This is a genomic window from Pseudomonas sp. Irchel s3b6 (assembly GCF_900187415.1).
Classification (GTDB): Bacteria; Pseudomonadota; Gammaproteobacteria; order Pseudomonadales; family Pseudomonadaceae; genus Aquipseudomonas.
This window is the reverse complement of the sequence record NZ_FYDM01000017.1, coordinates 57,743-78,374: the sequence shown is the minus strand read 5'-3', so window position 1 is coordinate 78,374 and position 20,632 is coordinate 57,743. Positions and strand designations below refer to the sequence as shown.

19 protein-coding genes and 1 tRNA gene are annotated in these 20,632 nt (G+C 58.9%); 10 read left to right on the top strand and 10 right to left on the bottom strand.

Translation table 11 applies throughout. From position 1 onward, the window contains the following. Positions 1 to 3: 3 nt before the first annotated feature. Genes CKW07_RS21695 through CKW07_RS21660 form a run of 8 tightly spaced genes read left to right on the top strand, consistent with a single transcriptional unit; the run spans position 4 to position 8,215 of the window. Positions 4 to 1,680: a phage tail protein gene (locus CKW07_RS21695; protein ID WP_095146974.1), complete on the top strand. Its 1,677-nt coding sequence runs from the start codon at positions 4 to 6 to the stop codon at positions 1,678 to 1,680. Positions 1,681 to 1,689: 9 nt separating this feature from the next. Then, entirely contained in the window at positions 1,690 to 2,400 is a 711-nt protein-coding gene (locus tag CKW07_RS21690; RefSeq protein ID WP_095146973.1) for a phage tail protein, read from the top strand. Then, positions 2,397 to 3,317, top strand: a complete 921-nt coding sequence (locus tag CKW07_RS21685) for a hypothetical protein (RefSeq protein WP_095146972.1) — start codon at positions 2,397 to 2,399, stop codon at positions 3,315 to 3,317. Before CKW07_RS21690 ends, CKW07_RS21685 begins: the two co-directional genes overlap by 4 nt. Further along, positions 3,314 to 3,862 carry a DNA-binding protein gene (locus CKW07_RS21680; protein ID WP_095146971.1) on the top strand — a complete coding sequence of 183 codons (549 nt, stop codon included), beginning with the start codon at positions 3,314 to 3,316 and terminating at the stop codon, positions 3,860 to 3,862. The genes CKW07_RS21685 and CKW07_RS21680 overlap by 4 nt, the downstream gene beginning before the upstream one ends. After that, positions 3,859 to 4,569, top strand: a complete 711-nt coding sequence (locus tag CKW07_RS21675; protein ID WP_095146970.1) for a hypothetical protein — start codon at positions 3,859 to 3,861, stop codon at positions 4,567 to 4,569. The genes CKW07_RS21680 and CKW07_RS21675 overlap by 4 nt, the downstream gene beginning before the upstream one ends. Beyond that, complete coding sequence (locus CKW07_RS21670; protein ID WP_095146969.1) at positions 4,542 to 5,492, top strand: hypothetical protein; 951 nt, start codon at positions 4,542 to 4,544, stop codon at positions 5,490 to 5,492. Before CKW07_RS21675 ends, CKW07_RS21670 begins: the two co-directional genes overlap by 28 nt. Position 5,493: 1 nt before the next feature. Then, positions 5,494 to 7,425 carry an SGNH/GDSL hydrolase family protein gene (locus tag CKW07_RS21665; RefSeq protein ID WP_095146968.1) on the top strand — a complete coding sequence of 644 codons (1,932 nt, stop codon included), beginning with the start codon at positions 5,494 to 5,496 and terminating at the stop codon, positions 7,423 to 7,425. 25 nt (positions 7,426 to 7,450) lie between these two features. Beyond that, complete coding sequence (locus tag CKW07_RS21660) at positions 7,451 to 8,215, top strand: hypothetical protein (protein ID WP_095146967.1); 765 nt, start codon at positions 7,451 to 7,453, stop codon at positions 8,213 to 8,215. Between the two features lie 81 nt (positions 8,216 to 8,296). Here CKW07_RS21660 and CKW07_RS25790 read toward each other — a convergent pair whose 3' ends face one another. The 7 genes from CKW07_RS25790 to CKW07_RS21620 form a co-directional block, all read right to left on the bottom strand. Further along, positions 8,297 to 9,091, bottom strand: a complete 795-nt coding sequence (locus tag CKW07_RS25790; protein ID WP_256577098.1) for a hypothetical protein — start codon at positions 9,089 to 9,091, stop codon at positions 8,297 to 8,299. A 419-nt stretch (positions 9,092 to 9,510) separates the two neighbouring features. Next, positions 9,511 to 10,542: a hypothetical protein gene (locus tag CKW07_RS21645; RefSeq protein ID WP_095146965.1), complete on the bottom strand. Its 1,032-nt coding sequence runs from the start codon at positions 10,540 to 10,542 to the stop codon at positions 9,511 to 9,513. Positions 10,543 to 11,230: 688 nt separating this feature from the next. After that, a complete protein-coding gene (locus tag CKW07_RS21640) occupies positions 11,231 to 12,151 on the bottom strand; it encodes a hypothetical protein (RefSeq protein WP_095146964.1) in 921 nt (306 codons plus the stop codon). Positions 12,152 to 12,640: 489 nt separating this feature from the next. Continuing rightward, a tRNA-Gly gene (locus tag CKW07_RS21635) sits at positions 12,641 to 12,714 on the bottom strand. A gap of 235 nt (positions 12,715 to 12,949) precedes the next feature. Continuing rightward, positions 12,950 to 13,834, bottom strand: a complete 885-nt coding sequence (locus tag CKW07_RS21630; RefSeq protein WP_095146963.1) for an alpha/beta fold hydrolase — start codon at positions 13,832 to 13,834, stop codon at positions 12,950 to 12,952. A gap of 312 nt (positions 13,835 to 14,146) precedes the next feature. Continuing rightward, positions 14,147 to 14,839: a pseudouridine synthase gene (locus tag CKW07_RS21625; protein WP_095146962.1), complete on the bottom strand. Its 693-nt coding sequence runs from the start codon at positions 14,837 to 14,839 to the stop codon at positions 14,147 to 14,149. 32 nt (positions 14,840 to 14,871) lie between these two features. Next, complete coding sequence (locus CKW07_RS21620) at positions 14,872 to 15,090, bottom strand: cysteine-rich CWC family protein (protein WP_095146961.1); 219 nt, start codon at positions 15,088 to 15,090, stop codon at positions 14,872 to 14,874. A gap of 399 nt (positions 15,091 to 15,489) precedes the next feature. Here CKW07_RS21620 and CKW07_RS21615 point away from each other — a divergent pair, with 399 nt between their 5' ends. Beyond that, positions 15,490 to 15,969: a hypothetical protein gene (locus tag CKW07_RS21615; RefSeq protein ID WP_095146960.1), complete on the top strand. Its 480-nt coding sequence runs from the start codon at positions 15,490 to 15,492 to the stop codon at positions 15,967 to 15,969. Positions 15,970 to 16,022: 53 nt separating this feature from the next. Here the strand turns inward: CKW07_RS21615 and CKW07_RS21610 are convergent, their stop codons facing one another. Further along, positions 16,023 to 17,135, bottom strand: a complete 1,113-nt coding sequence (locus CKW07_RS21610) for an enoyl-CoA hydratase/isomerase family protein (RefSeq protein WP_095146959.1) — start codon at positions 17,133 to 17,135, stop codon at positions 16,023 to 16,025. 131 nt (positions 17,136 to 17,266) lie between these two features. Between CKW07_RS21610 and ung the strand changes: the two genes are divergently transcribed. Next, the gene (ung, locus tag CKW07_RS21605) at positions 17,267 to 17,962 is read left to right on the top strand and encodes a uracil-DNA glycosylase (RefSeq protein ID WP_095146958.1); all 696 of its coding nucleotides are present in this window, start codon (positions 17,267 to 17,269) and stop codon (positions 17,960 to 17,962) included. 124 nt (positions 17,963 to 18,086) lie between these two features. Here the strand turns inward: ung and CKW07_RS21600 are convergent, their stop codons facing one another. Continuing rightward, positions 18,087 to 19,124, bottom strand: coding sequence for an AbrB family transcriptional regulator (locus CKW07_RS21600; RefSeq protein WP_095146957.1), 1,038 nt, complete (start codon positions 19,122 to 19,124; stop codon positions 18,087 to 18,089). After that, positions 19,117 to 20,631 carry a tripartite tricarboxylate transporter permease gene (locus tag CKW07_RS21595; RefSeq protein ID WP_095146956.1) on the bottom strand — a complete coding sequence of 505 codons (1,515 nt, stop codon included), beginning with the start codon at positions 20,629 to 20,631 and terminating at the stop codon, positions 19,117 to 19,119. The genes CKW07_RS21600 and CKW07_RS21595 overlap by 8 nt, the downstream gene beginning before the upstream one ends. Between the last annotated feature and the right edge of the window lies 1 nt (position 20,632).

Sequence of the window (20,632 nt, the reverse complement as noted above, 5' to 3'; positions counted from 1 at the left end):
CCCATGGGAGCGAGCATTACCCTTGCCGGCGAAAGCCTCATTGCCCAGAAACAAGGCGCTGGGGAGAAGCTTGATATTGCTCGCTTCGTGCTGGCCCTTGTTCCTGGCCTTGATCCGAATGCGCCGGTCGATCGAGCAGCTGGCAAGCCGCCGGCGGATCAGATCGTTTACACCAAAGTCTATGACCGCAAAGGTTATGTCAGCCCCAACCAGGTGATCTACAGCCTGATGGTGGGCTCCGATGTGGGTGACTGGGACTTCAACTGGATCGGCCTGGAAGCCGCCGAAGGCGTGCTGCTGGCTGTTGCCACGGTCCCGGTACAGCAGAAGCGCAAGAACATCCCGCCGCTGCAGATCGGCAACAACGTCACCCGCAACTTCCTGGTGGAATTCAACGGGGCCCAGGCACTGACCGGCGTCACCGTGGATGCCAGCACCTGGCAACACGACTTCACGGTGCGTCTGAATGGCATCGATCGGCGCGAGCGCATGAGTAATCGTGACGTCTTTGGCCGTGTCTGCTACCTGGCCAACAGCCTGCAGATGGAGCGCAACGGCTTCGGGTTGTATCAGCTCAAGGCCGGGACTGCCTACGTGGAAGGGATCCGCGTCGAACTGCCTGAGCCTGTCCAGGTGCAATTGCCGGCACTGCCGGCCAAAGCCTGGCTGGACGTCGCCCTGGCCCGCGAAGGCAGTGACACCGTTGCCGTCTGGAAGGTGGTGTTTGGCGAGGCGAAAGCGGACTACGCCGACAGCAACGGCACAGCCCACTACGTGGTGGAGCTGGCCAGCGTGACGGTGTCGGGCGAGATCACCGACCAGCGTCAAAGTGAGCCCATCACCGACGCCCTGGTCAAGCGGATCGCCCTGCGCGATGGTGATTACGAGGGCCTGCGCGCCCGTGCTACGACCAAGGACGACGTCGACCTGGGCAACCTCCCCAATGCCAAAAGCGACGATCCGGCAACCGACAGCAGCGAGATCCTGGCCACCACCAAGGCGCTCAAGGCGCTGCGCAAGATCATCGAAGATTCCGAAGTCGGGCGCATCGGCACTTTTGCCATGGACACCCCACCGCCGGGTTGGTTCCGGGCCAACGGTGCGGCAGTGTCGCGCACGGTCTATGCCGCCTTGTTCGCCAAGATCGGTACCACCTACGGCGCCGGTGATGGCGTCAGCACGTTCAATTTGCCGGACCCACGCGGCAAGTTCATTCGCGTCTTGGACGATGGTCGGGGCATCGATGTCGGCCGGGTGCTGGGCAGCTCGCAGGCTGATGAGATCCGCAGCCACAGCCACACCGGCAGTTCCGGCGCGGCGGGTGGTCACGGCCACACCGGCAGTTCCGGCGCCGCCGGTAACCACAGCCACACCGCGTCCAGCGATGCCCAGGGTGCCCACGCTCACACGGTGAAAGAGGGTTCGACCAACCCGAGCATGACCGGTGGCGAGCTTCTGGCGTCTGGCGATGACGTCACTCAAGTCGCCGGCTCTACCTCAACGACATCCACCGATGGCGCGCACGCCCACAACATCACCGTCAACGCAGTGGGTGATCACTCCCACGCCATCTCGATCAACGCAATCGGCGACCACTCCCACGCCATCACGATCAACGCGACCGGTGGAGGCGAAACCCGGCCTCAGAACATCGCGTTCCTCGCTTGCATCAAGTACTGAGGCCATCCCATGGACACGAAAATCGTCTACCAAACCGATCACCTGGGCATCTTCACCGGAACCGCTATGGCCGATCGCTCGCCGCTGGAACCCGATGTCTGGTTGATCCCGGGTGGTTGCGTGGAAGTGTCGCCGCCGGCGGTACCGGAAAAGAAGGCAGCGTTCTGGGATGGTCGGCGCTGGCAGCTGGTCGACTCCTATCAGGGGCTGACGGCGTACAACATCGTCACCCGCGAACCGCTGGTGATCGAGCGCGCCGGTTCTCTGCCGGCGGGTTACACCTTGGAGAAGCCAAGCCCGGGGCAGATCTGGGGCAACGGTCACTGGATTGATGACATCCCGGCCGTGATCGAACTGCGTTACGTGGCCCAGATGGCCATGGTCAACACCGCGTGTTTGCAGGAGATTACCCGCGGGTTCTGGTCGTCGGTGCTGGGCGATCGCTTTTTCTACGACACCGAGCTGGAAGATCAGTTGAACCTGACCGGCATGATCCTGCGCGGCTTGGGTGGCGCCTATGCCTGCCGCGATGAGTCCGGCACTAAAGCCTTCCTGGAGCACACCAGCGAGCAGCTGCGTGAGATCGGCGACGAGTTCACTGAGTTCAAGCTGCAGCGCCTGCGCAAAGCCAACGACCTCAAGCAAACCCTGGCAGCGGCGCGATCGACTTCGGACCTGGACGCGATCAACGCCGTGGCGTGGGAGTCGGCACCGGTATGACCTGGGTTCCCATCACTTTGCGCTGGCCGGAGCAGTCCACCCAGTGGCTCGACGACCTCGAGGCGGCGAAGACTCTGGCCAGCAGCGAGCTGGCCAGCACCGGGCAACGTCTGGCAGGTCTGGCCGACTTGGCCACCACTTCCCCTGGTCCGGTCGGTGCTGCAGCAGAAGGCGCCGTGGCCGCTGGCCGTGCGGGGCTGGCCGATACGCTGGGCGAAGTGCCGGCCTGCCTGGTGGTGACGCCGTTTCAAAGCGGGGTAGGGCAGGGCCGTGGTTACCAGCGTTACCTGTCAGCTCCCAACCTGCTGCAGCAGCTGGGCGAAAAGCTCGTGGACACCGGCGACGACAGCCGTCCGGCCGGTTCGCAATATGCCTTGGCCGTGATGTTCCTGGGCACGCGCTACGACAAGTTCGCGGCGACCTTGGCCCGATTCAATGCCGTGTTGCCCATGTCGGACCTGCAGCGCGCCGAACGCCGAGCGAAAAACCTGTTCGCCTTGGACGCGGAAAAGTGGGAATTGCCCACCGCCGGCACACTGCCGCGCTGGGGTGCGTTGCCGCTGGAACGTTGCACCGTGACCAAGGCCGCCACGCAAGCCCTGAACGGTCAACTGTCGTCACTGGAAAGCTATGCGGACAGTTCGCCGATGGCTGACCTAGCGAAGCTGGCTGCCCGCAAAGCCAGCCAAGCCCAGGCACAGGCGCAGAAACTCGCCGACCTCAAGTCGCAATTCGCCGGCGGTACCGCCGACGACAGCATGCGCGCGCGGCTGATTGGTCCCGGGAATGCCGCCGAGTTGCGTCACCAGCTGCTGCAGGGCGAAGCCCCTGGTCACGAGTGGGGACTGTCCGCCGGCGTGCTCCTGGTCGGCTCCCTGAAGGGGTTGTCATTCGTCCGGGAATTGGTGGGCCTATGACCTTATTGCTCGATGGCGAAGAGGTGCGCGGCAAAAACCTCAAGGTCACCGCCAACCTGCGAATCGAAAGTGACGACCTGTCGGGGCAGACCAGCAACACCGATTCGGCACATAAGGGATTCAAGCCCAAGACACTGGCCGTCACCTTGTTGATCCCCTTCGTCGATGCGGGGCATCTGCGCAACCTCATGAGCCTGGCCGAATCGACGGGCACCGGTGGCGAGCTGAAAACCTATCGAGTGGTCAACGACACCGCGGCTGCGTTTGGCGTTCGCCAGGTGCAGTTCACCGATGGCGTCAGCGCCCGTGAAGACGACTCGGTGAGAGCCTGGCTTGTGCAATTCACACTGGCGGAAAAGCTTTCCAACCCTGAGCGGGTGGAGTCGCGCCGTGCCGGTAAAGCAGTGACACAGCAAGGCGCCCCGGGCCAGTCCGTGACTGCACCAGGTGCAGGCGCCGGTGGAGCAGACGCACCTGGTCAGGAGCTCACCGGTTTCGAAGCCACCCTGAAAAAGCTGGATAACTACCTGGGCGGTGGGGCATGAGCATGAAATTGCACAAGGTCCTGACCATCGGCGGAGTCGTGTACCCCCTAGTCAACGATGACGTCCGCCTTGAACTACGCACCCCAGGCCGCGCCACGCTGACCATTCAGGCATCGACGCCGGTGAAAGGGCTGGTGACACTGGATATTGGCTACAACGACAGCCCGCTGCAGCGCCACTTCATCGGCTACGTCGAGCGCTGCACCTCGTCCAACGCGATCGAGCAGGTGCTGTTCTGCCGCGAGCTGGCAGCGATCCTGGCCAACCCGTTGCCGATCAACCTGCGGCATGCCGACCTGAGCACCGTGCTGGCCGACATCAACCAGAAAACCGGGTTGAGCTTCCGCGTACCTGACAAGGCCTACGCCAAGGTCAAAGCCCCGTTCTTTTACAACCTGGCCGCCGGCTACCAGGCCATGGACAGCCTGGCCCGGGTGTTCGGCATCCCTGACTTCATGTGGCAACAGCAAGGCGACGGCGAAGTGTTCGTGGGTAGTTGGGCCGACAGTTTCTTTGGCTCCCGATCGCCGCTGCAGCTGCCCGTTGCGTTATTCGACGGCTACCAAAACAACCAGAGCGCGATGATTGCGGCCCTTCCCGGGTTGCGACCAGGTGCATCCATCAACCAAGGCGAGCGGATCACTCAGGTGACGCTCACCGGCAACCAAATGGCGATCCGATGGAAGACGCAATCCGCCGCAGCGTAGAGCGGCAATTCCCCGAACTCACCGGCGGTTATCACCTGCCGCGCTTCGCCCGGGTGGTCGGTGTGGCGGACGCCCCGACCGGCGCCGGAATCTGCGACGACTTCCGTCCGCGCTTTGCGGTGGACATCGAGCTGCTGGGCGAGGACGACGAGCCGGATCCGGCGCTGCCAGTGTTGGCCGGTGTGCCGCTGCCAATGCCGATGGGCGGCGACGAGATGGGGTTTTTCGCCTTTCCCGAAGAAGGCACCCGCGTGGTCGTGTCCTTCGCCTACGGCCTGCCGAGCAAGCCGTTTATCCAAGCCATCCTGCCGCACGGCCTAAGCCTGCCCAAGGTGCCGAAGGGTGACCAGGTATGGCAGCACAGCGACGCCGCCCAGCAGCGCGTCGATGCCGACGGCAACTGGTTGCGCCAGACCGATGGCCGGATCCTGGACAAGTCGATCGATCGCGAGGTGGAGAGCCTGAGCAACGTCGAGCGCCACCAGAGCAGCACGGTGACGGTGGACGACCATTCAACCGAGTCAGTTGGAGGCATCAAGGCGATCGAGGCGATCGGCGCGCTCAAGCTGTTGTCTGGCGGTGCCGCAAGCCTGGCCGCTTTGGATGATCTGCATCTGGCCAGTGGTCGCGACCTCAACCAGGTGGTGGGCCAGAAGCTGAACCTGACAGTGGGTGGCCAGCTGCAGGAGCGTATCGAAGGCGCCCGCCGCAGCATTGCACCCACGACCTGGCTCGGATCTGAGTCGGTGAACGTGCTGCAGGTGCTGTGCGATCTGATCGACGTGGTCATCCAGATGAGTACCGATATCGCCAGCCATCAGCACGGATCCAGCCCAGTCCCAACCAACGCGGCGAGCTTCGCCGGTCACGCCGGTACCGGCGCACAACTTTCTGGGCAATTGACGCCCATCACCGGAGCCTAATTTGGAACTCAAGAACTATTTCGCCCAGGACGACCAGGGCAACGCGCTGCCCGGGGCCACTTGCTATGTGTACCAGCGCGGTACGGAATCACTCGTCCAGGGGTTGTACAAGGCCAATGGCGTTTCCCTGAGCAATCCGTTCAAGGCGGATGACGCCGGCAAGATCCAATTCGCCGCGCCCAACGGTCTGTATGACCTGCGCGTAGTCCAAGGCGTGCGGGACTACCGTATTCAGGTCCAGCTCAATGACCTGGACGAAGGCGTGGCCGCAGTAAAACAGGCAGCCGATCGGGCGGAAGCGGCACGAGACATTGCCCTGCAGGAGGCCAATGCTGCCGATAGCGTGGAAGAGGGGCTGCTGAACACTTCTAACGGCGAAACGTTCCAGGTACTGAGCCCGGTCGATGGTGCCTATCTGATTACCTACCAGAACCAAGCGGGCGTTGCTGTCGAGCTGCGCCGCTACCCGACCGCAGATGCGATCGAGGCCGTACGGCGCCTGGTCAAGACTTCGAGTACTCCGAACACGCACCTGGAGGTCTTCGATGATGAAGACGCCCAGATGGTCAGCATCACCGATGACCTCTTTCAAACGCCGGCCTTTTCGATCGCTTCCAAAGATGGCGTCACCACGATTGAGGGCGCGGAAGGCGAGCTGATTCTGTATGCCGATAGCAGCCGAATCATGCTCGGCGGTCTGGAGATCGAGCCGACGTTTTGCCCGGGAATCCTGGTCGTGGATGCAGAGGACGCCATTCTGCAGGATCTTTGCGCGGTTCCGCCGCTTGAAAGCGAAGTCGAGCCACAGTCGCCGTTTGATGACGGTCTGCTCTTTGCCCCGGTCATTGCGACGGCGGAGCACCAGGACGCTTACATCTATCCCCAGTGCCTGCTCACTCATCGCGAACGGGGGCAGGATGTCGTCGCCACGGTATCGAGCACCACCACCGCAATGGCGGCAACCGGCAAACCTCTGGCCGTGAACGCTTTGACCTATGGGCCTGCTGCCGTCTTGAACCTGCGCGCGACAGGCATTGCCAACCAGCGGCGCTTCATGGCGCTGACGTTGAAGAACGTCCCGACTCAAACGCCGGCCGTACCGGTAAAGATCCTGTTCATCGGCGACAGTATCGGCAACCGTCAAGGCGGCACCCTGCTAAAACAGAATCTGGCAGCCATGGGCATCGAGGCAACGTTCATCGGCACTATCGGCGGATCGGCCGTATCCACGGCCAATACCGTCGAGGACGGTGAGTGGGGTGAATGCCGGGAGGGCTGGGAAACCGGCGACTTCACTTTCGCGATTACCGATCGCGTGCAGATCATCGCGCCCGGGGGAGAACAAGCCTATCGAGAGTTGGGCAAACAAGAGCGCTGGCCGATCAACCCGTTCCTGCGCGCCGCCACTGCAGGCGACTCAGCCGACATCGTGCGCAATGGTTATGTGTTCGACGCCGCGTTCTACCAGGCCCGATTCGGCTTCGACGCTCCCGACGTGGTGATCCAGGCTCTGGGGACCAACGACGTCCGGGACCGCACGGACGCGACAATCTACGATCACGTCTATGCCAACGACCGGATCATCAACGACCAGATCCGCAAGGCCTGGCCGGCCGCAAAGATCATTCGCACGCTTCCAGGAACTGCCTTCAACGATGTGCGCAACGAGCTGTGGAAGAACCGCTATGCGCCATTGATCCGCGCCATGCAGCGATGCGCTGCTGATCGTGCGGACCCCGACACCATCATTGCGCCGCTGTGGGCAATGACCAATCCCGAGGCTGCCTACTCCTACTCGACAGCGGACGCCGCTAACGACGGGTTCAACGTTGGCGACTGGGGTGACGCTGTTCACCCGATCGGCGCCTCTCGACACGCTCTGTATCAGGCAATGGCGCCATTCGTGGCAGCAGCGGCCCTGGACATCATCTGACCGATTCACACAAGGACATTACTCAATGGGTATCAAACTCAAATCCAACCAGATCGGCCCGTGGCACACCAAGATCAACGTTCCAGTTGAGCAAGGGCTGGAGGCCTGGTTCACCTTTGACACTGACGCCAAGCGCTTCTTCTTCAACCGGGCAAAGGACAAACCGGATGCGGTCATTGTGGGCTCGCCGGTAGCGTACCCAACGCACGGTCGATTCAAAGGTCTGGCCGACTACTTGAGGACTGCTATCCGCGAAACCGACGGGCAAACGCTGATCGTGGTGGGTAAAGCTGCAGCGCCAATTCCGGCCGGAGCATCCACGACGGGCGACGCAACGACGCCATTCTACGTCGGCAACTATCGCGGGGCCTCGGTGACGGCGGGGGTGGCAGGCACCGCCTACGGTACTTCGCTGTATCACGTACAGCCTGCAACAGTCACTGGTGGTGCGGCCCGTGCTAACGACACTGGGGGGGCGACGTCGGCGGTAACTAGTGTGGGTGCCGGGGAGGTTCCAACCGACTGGGGGCTGCGCGTTTTGCGAACCAGTTCAGCGATGGCGACCAAGGTCCAAAACCTCACCAGGAACACCATGGTCCAAGGTACCGATCTTCGGGCCCGCGCGCTTGCCGACTCTGTGTTTCATATTGGTAGTGGTACAGCTGTCTTTGGTGGCGAGGTTGATATTTCTGCGGTTGCCATTTTCTCCAGGGCAATCACGGATGCAGAACTGAATGAGGTGGCGGCCGCGATGCGGAAACGGATGCAGCGGCTGGGGATCAATGTCTAACACAGAGCCAAAAATAGCCCGCATCAGCGGGCTTTTTGTTGCGATGCGTGTGCAATCTGTAACTCTATAAAAGCGAAGGATTTACCAAACGTAATAAGCGGCTAAGGCGCCAATAATTGCGGCATAAAAAATTGACCGTCCAATCCATGGGTGAGTCAGCATGTTGATTGTATTGGTCAGCTTTGGCTTTTTCTGGTCCCAGTCGGATTCCACTATATCGCCGTTGGCGATAAATGGTTTCCAATATTGTGCAATGTGATTATTTTGCGGTTCAAAAAAATCACTGTGGCCATAATCAAAGTATCTATCTTTAACGTGTGGGGCCTGAAAGCCTTTTCTGCCCGAACTCCCGTAACCAAAGCTGGAAAACGTTGCGAGTACCGGGTAGAAGTCGCGTGTTCCCACATCGTTAATTATAGAGCGCTTGTCCATCTCCTTGGTATATAGGCCCCATGGATAGGAAGTTGGGACGATACAGCCGCAGAGTATGATTCTTCTGAAGCGAATGTCGGTAGAAGTAGCTAGGATGCGACTTAAAATATAGCTGCCAAAGCTGTGCGCGATAACCATGAACTGTGCATTAGGCTCTAAGGATTTAGCCTCGCGAATAGATTGAGCTATTTTCTGTATAGGAGTATTGCGGACCGGGGATGCCAGTTGGAGCCCGGAAACGAAATCATAGCCAAGCCCTTCTACGTTAGTGTGCGGCAACGCACTTAGCTCTTTTTCTACTAGATTATGCCAAGCACCATCTGTTTGTATTCCATGGATCAGGAACACAACAGTAGCTTGAGGGTTGTCTTGAATACCTGATAGCTTTGCATCGAGCATACTATCGACCAACTCCCAGTGTTCCTTTGGAAGTTGCTCTTTCATCAATTGAATTTGCCTGATCCTAGCGTGCGGCAGCGTGTCGTTCCAAGTCAAATTGAATCGTTCAAATACTTCAACTGGCCTCATTGGTCACCAAAATATAAGACGGTTCGATATTGTCTTCTGTCACGTGAACCTCAATGTCCTGAACAGGATCTCGAACGACAGGGGGAAGCTCTGAATATGACGCAAACGTTAGGCCGGATCCAGAAGGGAATCGCACCAATACCTGACGACGGAAAACTTGTCCATCAATCAGGATAGCAATTATCCTCGACAGGCGAGAGCTACTACCAGCCTGTAAGATATCGAACATACGTGACGGATTAAGTCGCATTCTCGGCAAGTCATCAGCTCTCCGATCTTCGAAGTCGCACAGAAATTTCTCCATTCTACGCAGGGCTTCCGCATCCTGCGGAAAACTACGTATTAAGGGAGATAACTTTTCCGCGTACATAAGAATAGTCTCCTGCGGAGCATGCACCTGGGACTGCGAACTCGTTAATGTCACCACCCAACAACAAGTGAATTTCACGCTGCGGGTCCGTACCCGGTATCTTAGCGTAAACGTTCGCTCCCGTCACATGGCCGTCGCCCGCCAAGAAGCTGTCAATCGCCGCCATCGAGCCATTATCAGACGAAAGGTTGTCGTCTTGGGACGATGATGAAATTTGCAACACAGCGCCAAGATCATTAACGGCTGTGGAGTTGCTATAACGGAACTCTTGGGCTAGTGCAACTCTATCTTTTAATATTTTGTCCTTTGCCGCGCCAAGAGACGTTGTTCCGAATCCATCGATAGGGATGAATTTACGTATTCTAAGCAACATATCTCTTACCAAGTTCGTGTACTTGGTTGAGTTGTCTTGTGAGGCAATACGAAGCTCTAGCAGTCCTTCATGATTCAACGTCGCAATATTTACTGCGCGCTTTTCAGTGAAGTTGTATTTTTTTGTAATGGTGCCCGCGGCGTGGTCGATAGATTCTGAGTCGAAAACTTTTGTTATGCGTTTTTCGATGATTTTAATCGTTAGACTTACTGGAATTAAATTAGGGTCTGGATGAAAGACTCGTATATCAACTATTACGGGGGCATCTGGGAAGTCAATATCCAGTGGAGTATCCAAGAGAGCTTCGAGGTTTTCCTCTTGCGCGATTGCACGCACCCGTGCTGGGTTGATCAGTCCTTGCGCCCGGTCAGGTGCGCATTGGAATAAAAACGTGTGTTGACGACCATACTCTTCAACGGTCTGCAAAAGCGCGCGCAGATCGGTAACAGTGAAAATGTTTTGCCTCAGGGCCGGCAAGATACGTTTCTCGTACAACTCGTCCCAGTTCCCAGACGTAGCGACGCCCTTTTCCTTGAGAAAGTCTTTGACGACTTGCTGGTTCGTTGCCTTTTTGATCAGTTCAAAAATGACAACCGAAAGCCTGCTATCTACATCGCTCAGCACCCAGTCTCTCCTGCCTATTTGAAGCTCAAAGCTCACATTGGTTACGCGAAGCGTACCGGCACTGGTTGAAGGCTTTTGACCCTCACTGGATACCAAAGGCGGTCCATCGCTCGTGGGCGCATTCTGGCTCAACCGTGCCGGCCGACACAACATGAATCAACACGAATCCACACGAATCCACACGCACTTACACGAACCTATCTTAATAGGAACGCAGGGGGCCCCCCTCTATGCACAGCACAGCGATACTTCCGACCCCCCCCCCCCCATTCGTGTCAGAGGCGAAAAATAGCGTCTCTATTAAAAAACCATCTGGAAAAGCACTTATCCCCCTCCCGCCGACGGGCTTTGCGTCCGTTTTTTGTGCAATTCCCGATGTAGTGCAAACGAAGCTGCAGCCCCGACGGGCCGTGGGGCTCTGCAGGCGATCGGCCATTTCACAGAGTGCAAAGTTTTGAAGGGGATTGCAGTGCGGTTGCACAGCAGTGCCCTGGGCGGTCACGGAGGCGTTATCGATGGAGTGCCCGGTTTCATTGGGCGAAAACTTTCAAAACGTGGGTTTTGGCGTGTTTTATGATTTCGAAGTGATCTCTCTTGCGCGTTTTACGGCTCGGGTATTGGGATGGTGAAAACGCCTGCAACCCTTTGCTGGCAGGCGTTTCAGGGATACTGATGCTTTTCAAAGGTTTTACCTGTGGCTCGACTTTCGAGACGGGGCAAACTCAATCAAAACCAAGAAATCGTCAAAGAGCGCCGATGCCCTATTTAGCTGGTCAACCAAGAGCGCGGCTTCAGCTGCTGGCTCACGTGGCTGCAGTTTTTTGCGGTGGGCTTCATCCAGGTGATTGAATTGAGACTTGAACATTTCATCGTCATCCGTCTTGTGCGGATGCAGGTGAAGACTGTGTACAAGAAGGTTACGCCGCTGGAGAAGAAACGGCAGACCATCGTCTTGTTTAGAAGTCTGGAAGGCGCGCAGGCGCTTCCAGCTGCCGCTATTGCATAGATGATCGTTCATAGGTCTGACATTCGCATGGATTCGATCCATGACAGCGTTGAAGCCGTTATGGTCGAATTTTCGAATGTTGAAGAAGGTGAAGTCTAGTACCTGCCCGATTCGATCCCAAAACGAAGAGAGGCGGATGTACGCGGCTTCTGCGTGCTCCCAGAAAGCTGATTGCGCATGCGTTTTAAACATTTCTGCGGAGCCCGGATTCTTGGGCCAGTGCATTAAATCAGGCTGCTCGACCAGCATTGTTGAGCCGGTCATGAACAAATGAGCTCGAATCACTGATTTGCGAGCGCGCTGGAATACATCGAACACCTCACGCATCGAGCTCGCCGGGTAATCATCGGCAGGTGGGGGACTTTCGCCATTTAGCAATAAGTACAATGCAGGAGGGCCACCCAAATGCTCTACGACGCGATGAATGCGTTTTTCAAAATGCTCACTGTCACCGCCCGCAGGCCATAGCTTCGTGAATCGTCCTTGCTGGATTCTTTCATATTGACCCAGCACAACCATCTCATTTGCGACGTAAGCCACCGCATTGCTAAGTACCTTGACCAGCTTTTCGTTCGTGATGGAAGGATCGTCTTCGGTGCTCATTTCTTCCCCCTAAAAATGAATGCAGCATAGCTGGGTAAGCCGCACTTTCGGGGAGGGCGTGGCAAAAAGGTAATTTCGGTAATGAGGGTGCGGGAATGGGCTGGAGCCCTTGTGCTGCGTGGCTTTGAGTGATTACCGGAGAAGGTAATTTAGGGTAATTGAAAAGGTAATAATTTTGTAAGTGGCTGATTTTAAAGGGTTTTGTAAGGTAAGGATCTAACCCTATCAAAAGGTAATCTGATTACTAAAAAATTACCCTATTATTACCTTTAACAATATGAGCTAACCCATTGATTTTAAAGGCTTCTGGAGGATTGTGTAGATCCAATTACCAAAATTACCTTTTTCCCATGGGTCAACATAAAACGTGGAACGGGGTAGGGCGGGGCTGGCCAGAAGCGTGACACGCGAATTCTGAGTAACTGTCACTGAAACTGTCACCAGTCTCACCTGACGCTACCTCCGCATCGCTGGAGGCCTTGAAAGTAGTGGAGCGGGTGAAGGGAATCGAACCCTCGTTATCAGCTTGGGAAGCTGGAGTAATGCCATTATACGACACCCGCTCAGAGCGGTTGACTTTGTACCAGATGTGGCAGGAAAACTGAAGTTTTTCTTTGCAATATCTGCGGTTACGCGGTTTCTACCGGCACGGCAAGACGTCGTCGGCGACCGGTTTGGCGCAGGCGATGGAGGTGAGGGGCAGGTTTTGAAACTGTGTTGCGGTCTGTCGCGAGCAAGCCTCGATCCTGCAGGTAATGAGATTACCTGTGGGGCGAGGTTGCTCGCGAGGACGTTGTTTCAAATGGCCAATGCATGGTGGTCCTGAATGAAGTTGGAACGCGTTCGGCCTTCGTGGTGCGCCGGTTTCAGGAAGCCCAGCAGTGCCTGGCGGCTGTCTCGGCAGGCAGCTTTGTGCTCCATGTCGAGAAAGTGCCCGGTGGCCTGGAGAGTACTGAACGTACTGTATTGCACATGGTTGGCGAACAACTGGGCATCGCTGGCGGCGGTGTACTCGTCCCATTCGCCGTTCATGAACAGCACCGGAACATCGATTTGCTTGGCCGCCTTGAGGTAGCACAGCCGGTCGCTGTTGAGGACTTGGCTGATGTGGAAGTGCATCTGCCCGTATTCGTGTTCGGCCAGGCTGCTGACGTGGCGATGGTTGAAGCGCTTGAACAGGGATGGCAGGTGTTTGCCGATGGTGTCATTGACCAGGTGCCCGACACGATCGCGCTCCAGGTTGCCGAGGTAATCGACTCCCCGTTCAAGGTAGTCGCGCATCGGTTCGTTGATCACCGGCGAGAACGAACTGACCACGGCTTTTTCGATCCGCCGCGGGCGTTGCGCCAGGGCGAGCAGCGTGGCGGCACCGCCCCACGAAAACGACAGCACATGCTCGGCGGCGAAGTGGTCGATGAGCTCCAGCAGAATCTGCCCTTCGACTTCCTTGGTGAGCATCTTCTCGTGTCGGTTGTGGGCTTTGGACTTGCCCGCGTAGGGTTGGTCGTACAGCACCACGTTGAACTGCGGGTACAGGTTTTTCACGGTCTGTGCAAACGATGCAGTGGTGGCCATTGAGCCGTTGACCAAGATAATGGTCTTCTCTGCGGCGTCTGCGCGATAGAACTCCGTGTAAACCCGATACTGACCTTGTATATCCAGCACAGCGATTTCTGGCCTCATGTCCTGGGACTCCTGGCAAGCGTGTATATGCGCGCAACTGAGTGTGCACGGGATATATGACAGGTAGGCATACGCCTGAGATTGAGGGCCCATGTCGATCCGGTGAGGCCTGGTCGACGGGTGTTGTTATAGGCGGGCAGTCTGTCGGGGGGGGTGGAGCCTTGAGGCTCTCTGCCGACAAAAGGTTTCTTAGACGTTATAGGTGACTTGTCGGTCACAATTCGGCCGACGGTTTGATTCAAGCAGGGAGAGCGCTATCGCGCAAGTGCCGTTTGTGAATTGTTCGACAAATTTTGCCCGGCGGTCCCGTGATCAGATCAAGGCGATTTCGGCGGCCGTCAGTGGGCGGTATTCGCCCGGTTTTAACCGGCTGTCCAAGACCAACGGGCCCATCTGCTCACGATGCAAGCGCAACACCTTGTTGTCGAAGTGGCCAAACATCCGTTTCACCTGATGATAACGGCCTTCAACGATGCTCAATCGCGCGCAGCGGGACGCCAGCACCACCAACTCGGCGGGCTGGGTGGTCAGGTCTTCGTAGGCAAAGTACAGGCCTTGGGCGAAGGTCTGTGCATAGTCGGGGGTGATCGGTTGCTCGGTTTCGACGTAGTAGAGCTTCGGCAGTTTGGTCTGCGGCTGGGTCAGGCGACGTGACCAACTGCCATCGTTGGTGATCAGCATCAGCCCGGTGGTGTTGAAGTCCAGGCGTCCGGCGATGTGCAGGTCGTCCTTGTCGGGTTCATGGATCAGGTCGAGGACGGTCGGGTGCTCGGGGTCGCGGGTGGCGCTGACGCAGCCCTGGGGTTTGTGCAGCATGAAGTAGCGCGGTGGTTTGCCGACTTGCAGCACCTCGCCGTCGCACTCGACGCAGCTGAACTCGCGCACTTCGAAATGCGGGTCGCTGACCACCTGCCCGTCGACCTTGATCCGTCGTTCCACCAGTAGCAGGCGCACCTGTTTACGGTTGAAGCGGGGCAGGTTGCTGAGAAAACGGTCAACGCGCATGACGGTCGGCAGATCGGAAAAGGGCGCGCATCTTACTCGATAGACGCGCTGGCTGCCTGCAACTGCGCCTCGACCCGGGCACAGCGCGGGCACAGGCACGATTGGTCGCGCAGTCCGGCGGGTAGGGCCAGCAGCACTGCCGGGTCGATCGTCACGCCGTAGCACCAGCAGGCCCGGTCGGCGGTTCGTGGGTCAGCCAGGCTACAGTCGTTGCGGGCGCCACAGGCCGGGCAAAAGTCAGGTTTATTCATCAATGGAGTGGGTATCTGTGGGCCGGTTCGAGTGGGTACGGGGTGCTTGGCCCGGTACATCCCATGATGGGGGTTTGGGTGTCATCGGGTTGTAGAGTGTAGCGGCTCGACTGTTCGCTTGGCAGGGATTCAGTCAGCGCATTCTAGCGTCACTGTGGAAAGGAAACGCGGGTATTTGCGCCCAATCGCCGCCGCTGTTGATTGCCAGTGTTGTGCGGGCTCGATGTGCCAGCAGGCTGCGCCGGGATGGGGCGAATGAGTCGACGGATGACATGTATCAGCGTATTGCGGCGGCGCACCAGATTCCGATTTCGATGTCTGATATTGCGTCAGTCAACTCAATTGACTGTCGCCGGCCAGCGTCGCTGGCAGGGCGTTTTCGCGGTCCAGGAGGCCGCCATGTATCGCCGACTGCTTCTGATTGCTTCGATGAGTTTGAGTCTTGTTGCGTGCGTCCCTTACTACGATGGAGGTTCCAGCTACTACAGCTCAGAGGTCTATTCTTCGCCGGTACCGGCTTACTATGCGGGTGGACCGAATTACGCTTATCCGCGTAGTTATTACACCTATCCACGCAGCTATTACTCCCCATCCACGCGGTACTACCCGTCAGTGCGCTACTACCAGGCCGCCCCTCGTTACTACCAGGCGGCTCCCCGTTACTATCAGTCATCGCCTCGCTATTACCAGGCGCCGCGAGCGGTTTATCGGTCTTACCCGAACCGTGGCTGGGACGACCATCACCAACAGGGATGGAGCAACCAGTACGGCAGCCCGCGTCATCGCCAATGGGATAACGATGGCGGGCAGGGCGGGCGTGAACACGGCAGGCATGGCGACCATGATGGTCGTGGTGACAGAGGCGGGCGCAACCGCTGAGCCTTGCAACGAACAAGCGGCGCATTCAGCGCTGCTTGTCTATCCCGGGTACTTCAAACATCCGACAGATCCGCCAGCGGATGTCGACCTTCCCACACCTTGTGGAAATGCGCCGCGATCACGGCATCGGGTATCGCGTTGATGTCCGGCCAATGCCAGTGCGGCTTCTGGTCCTTGTCAATCAGCCGTGCTCGAACGCCCTCGCTGAATTCCGGGTGCCGGCAGCAATTGAGGCTCAGGGTGTATTCCATCTGAAAGACTTCGGCCAATGACAAGTGCCGGGCGCGGCGAATTTGCTCCCAGACCAGATGAGCGGTCAGCGGGCAGCCTTCGTGCAGCTGCTTCGCCGCACGGGCCAGCAGCACGTCGCAGTGATCGCGCAACAGGCTGATCGCCCGCCAGGCGCAGCGGACGTCGCTGACGTCGAGCCACTCATCGATCTGCTGGCGTCGCGGCAGCCATTGCGCTTCGGGCATGCGCCCGAGCGCTTCTCGCTGCAAGGCCTTGAGCAGGCTGTTGAGCTGCATCGGCGTCTGCTCCTGCCAGTTGAGCTGCAGCAGGCCTTCGATCAGCGCTTCCTGTTGTTCGTCCAGCAGGAAGCGGTCGGCCAGGTCCAGGTCAATGGCATCGCGGCCGTTGATGTGAGCGCCGGTCAGGCCGAGAAACAGCCCGAGCTTGCCGGGCAGGCGCGACAGGAACCAACTGGCGCCGACGTCCGGATACAGGCCGATACTGATCTCGGGCATGGCCAGGCGGCTGCTGGGGGTGACGATGCGGATGCTGGCACCTTGCAGCAAGCCCAGGCCGCCGCCGAGCACGTAGCCATGGCCCCAGCAGATCAGCGGTTTCGGATAGGTGTGCAGGTGAAAGTCCAGTCGGTACTCCGCCGCGAAGAATTGTGCGGCCAGCGGCGGCACCTCGCCAGGGTGGGCGCGACAGGCCTCCACCAGGCCGCGCACTTCCCCTCCGGCGCAAAACGCCTTGGCCCCGTTGCCGCGCAGCAGCACGCAAACGATCTGCGGTTCTTTTGCCCAGGCATCCAGTTGGTCGCTCAAGGCCCTGATCATCGGCAACGAGAGGGCATTGAGGGTGTGTTCGGCATCCAGGCTGGCAATGCCGATGCGCGCGCCGTCCGTGCCGGTGAGTTCTTCGAAGTGCAGGTTCATTTTGACCTCGATGACTGATTTGAAGATTCAGTATGATCGTTGCGTGGGAAAGTGCTGGATCCGTGTCAGATCAATTGACAAGCGCGGTTGGTTTTCCTAGGGTTCGCCCGATTGAAACTGTGGATGTAACCATGACTGCTGACGACCGTATCAAACTCGAACCGGGCTGGAAGGACGCGCTGCGTGCCGAGTTCGACCAGCCCTACATGGCAGAGTTGCGCGAGTTTCTGCGGCAGGAAAACGCTGCCGGCAAAGAGATCTATCCGCCAGGGCCGATGATCTTCAATGCCCTCAACTCCACGCCGCTGGACAAGGTCAAAGTGGTCATCCTGGGACAAGACCCGTATCACGGCCCGGGCCAGGCCCATGGCCTGTGCTTCTCGGTGCAGCCAGGCATCCCGACACCGCCTTCGCTGTTGAACATCTATAAAGAGCTCAAGCGCGACCTGAACATCGACATCCCAAGCCACGGTTGCCTGCAAAGCTGGGCCGACCAGGGGGTGCTGATGCTCAATACCACCATGACCGTGGAGCGCGCCACTGCCAACGCCCATGCGGGCAAGGGCTGGCAGCATTTCACCGACCGGATCATCGAACTGGCCAGCGAGCATCAACCGCATCTGGTGTTTTTGCTGTGGGGCGCGCATGCCCAGAGCAAACAGAAACTGATCGACGCCACCAAGCACCTGGTCCTGACCTCGGTGCACCCGTCACCGCTGTCCGCCTATCGCGGCTTTCTCGGTTGCGGGCACTTCAGCCGCGCCAACAAGTTTCTTGAGCAGAATGGTGAAACACCGATCGAGTGGCGGTTGCCGCCGGTCGTATAACGGTCTAGTGATCGTTCCCACGCTCTACGTGGTAACGCCTCAATGGACGCTCTGCGTCCGCTTCGGAATGTGACGCGGAGCGTCACGGGCTGCATTCCCACGCGGGAGCGTGGGAACGATCAAATCAGGCCGAATTCGGCTGCCGGTCCCAATGCCTGAACAATGGTTCCGCCAGAAACAGCACGAACAACAGCCGCATCACCTGCATCGCCGTCACCAATGGCACCGACAGTTGCAAGGTTTCGGCGGTCAGGCTCATTTCCGCGATGCCACCGGGCATCATGCCCAGGGTCAGCGAGCGCAGGTCCAGCTGCGTCAGGGCGCTCAGGCCCAACGCTGCCAATGTCGCGATCAACATGGTCAGTGCCGTGCCGATCAGGGTTCGACCCATGAATGACGGCGCGCGGCGAAAGAACTGCCGGTTGAAGTGACAGCCCAGGCCGCTGCCAATCAACCATTGGCCGATCTGGCTACCGCCCTCGGGCAGGCCGATGTGCAAGTTCCCGCTGATGCTGACCACCGCACTCACCAGCAACGGGCCGAACAGCCACGGGTTGGGCTGGCGCAAGCGCTGCCAGACCCAGGCGAGCAGGGCGCCCGCCGGGAACAAGATCGCCAGCCAGCGCCAGTCGACGGTGGCCGGGTGCGTTAACGGCACCCCTTCGCCCAGCAAGTACTTGAAGGCGGCGGGTACGCAGAGCACCACCACCAGCACGCGAAGACTTTGCCCTGCCGCCACGCGACTGAGCACGGCGCCGTTGCGCGCGCCGAGATTGACCATTTCACCGGAACCGCCCGGCATGCTGGAGAAGAACGCGGTGGCGCGATCTTCACCGGTACGCCGCAGCAACCAGACCCCGACCACTGCCGACAGGCTGGTGACCAGGGCGCCAAAAAAGATCAGGCCAAAGTGGCTCATGACCTGCTCCATCACCACCGGGGTGAAGTGCAGGCCAATGCCGATGCCGACGATCCACTGGCCGCATTTGCGCCCGCCAGGGATCTCCGTCAATTGCCAGGGGGTCAGGCAGCGCACCAGGATGACCGCCAGTAACGAGCCGACCATCCAGGGCAGTGGCCAGCCGATCTGGCTGGCGAGGTAACCGCCCAGCAGACCGACCAGCGGGGTTCCCCACCAGGTGTTGAAAGACCGGTCAGACATCGGCGATGGCGCGCCTTGCCACCGAACGTTTACGCCAGATGCGCAGCAGCGGCACCAGCAACATGATCGCGGTCAGGATCCAGCACCCGAAGGTAATCGGGCTCGACCAGAGGATCTCCAGCGCACCGTTGGAAATCGACAGCGCACGACGCAGGTTCTGTTCCATCAAGCCGCCGAGGATGAAGCCCAGCAGGATCGGCGACAACGGGAAGTCGAGCTTGCGCAGGATGTAACCGAAGATGCCGATACCGATCATCAGGAACAGGTCGAAGGTGGTGGCGTGTACGGCATAGACGCCGATCGCAGTGATGATCGCGATCACCGGCACCAGCGCCCAGTTCGGCACGGCCAGGATACGGGTGAAGATACGGATCATCGGGATGTTGAGGATCACCAGCATGAAGTTGGCGACAAACAACGAGGCGATCAGGCCCCAGACGATGTCGGGTTGCTGCTGGAACAACAACGGGCCCGGGGTGATGTTGTACAGCGACAGCGCACCGATCATCACGGCCGTGGTGCCCGACCCTGGTACACCGAGCGTCAGCATCGGCACCATCGCACCACAGGCCGCGGCACCGATGGCCGTTTCCGGGGCGGCCAGACCACGCTTGTCGCCCTGGCCGAACTTGCCGTCGGCACCGGCAATGCGTTTCTCGGTCATATAGGCCACGGCACTGGCCAGCGTTGCGCCGGCACCCGGCAGTACGCCCATGATGAAACCCAGCACACCGCAACGAAGGTTGACCACGAACACCGAGGCCGCTTCCTTGGCGTTGAACATCATCCGGCCGGTGGCCTTCACGGCTTCCTGGCCATGGTGGGTCTTTTCCAGCAGCAACAGGATTTCGCTGATGGAGAACAGGCCCAGCACCAGCACCACGAACTGAATACCGTCGGTGAGGTGAATGTTGTCACCGGTGAAACGATAGACACCGCTGTTGGCATCGATGCCGACACAGGCCAGGAACAAACCGATCAGGGCAGAGATGAAGGTTTTCAGCGGTCGATCACCAGCCATGCCGCCCAGGCAGACAATCGCGAATACCATCAGTACGAAGTACTCCGCGGGTCCGAAGGCAATCGCCCATTTTGCCAGCAGCGGGGCGAACAGCACCATGCCGCAGATGGCGATGAAAGCGCCGATGAACGAACTCCATGCCGACAATGACAGCGCCACCCCGGCCATACCTTTGCGGGCCATGGGGTAGCCGTCGAGGGTAGTCATGACGGTGGAGGCTTCACCCGGAATGTTCAGCAGGATCGAACTTATCCGCCCGCCGTACTCACAGCCCAGGTACACCGCGGCCAACAGGATCAGGGCCGATTCCGGTGGCAGGCCGAGGGCAAAGGCGATCGGGATCAACAGCGCCACGCCGTTGATCGGACCCAGGCCTGGCAACAGGCCGACTACGGTGCCGATCAGGGTGCCGCTCAATGCGGTGACCAGGTTGTACGGCGTCAGTGCGACGCCGAAGCCCTGGCCAAGGTAGCTAAGGGTATCCATA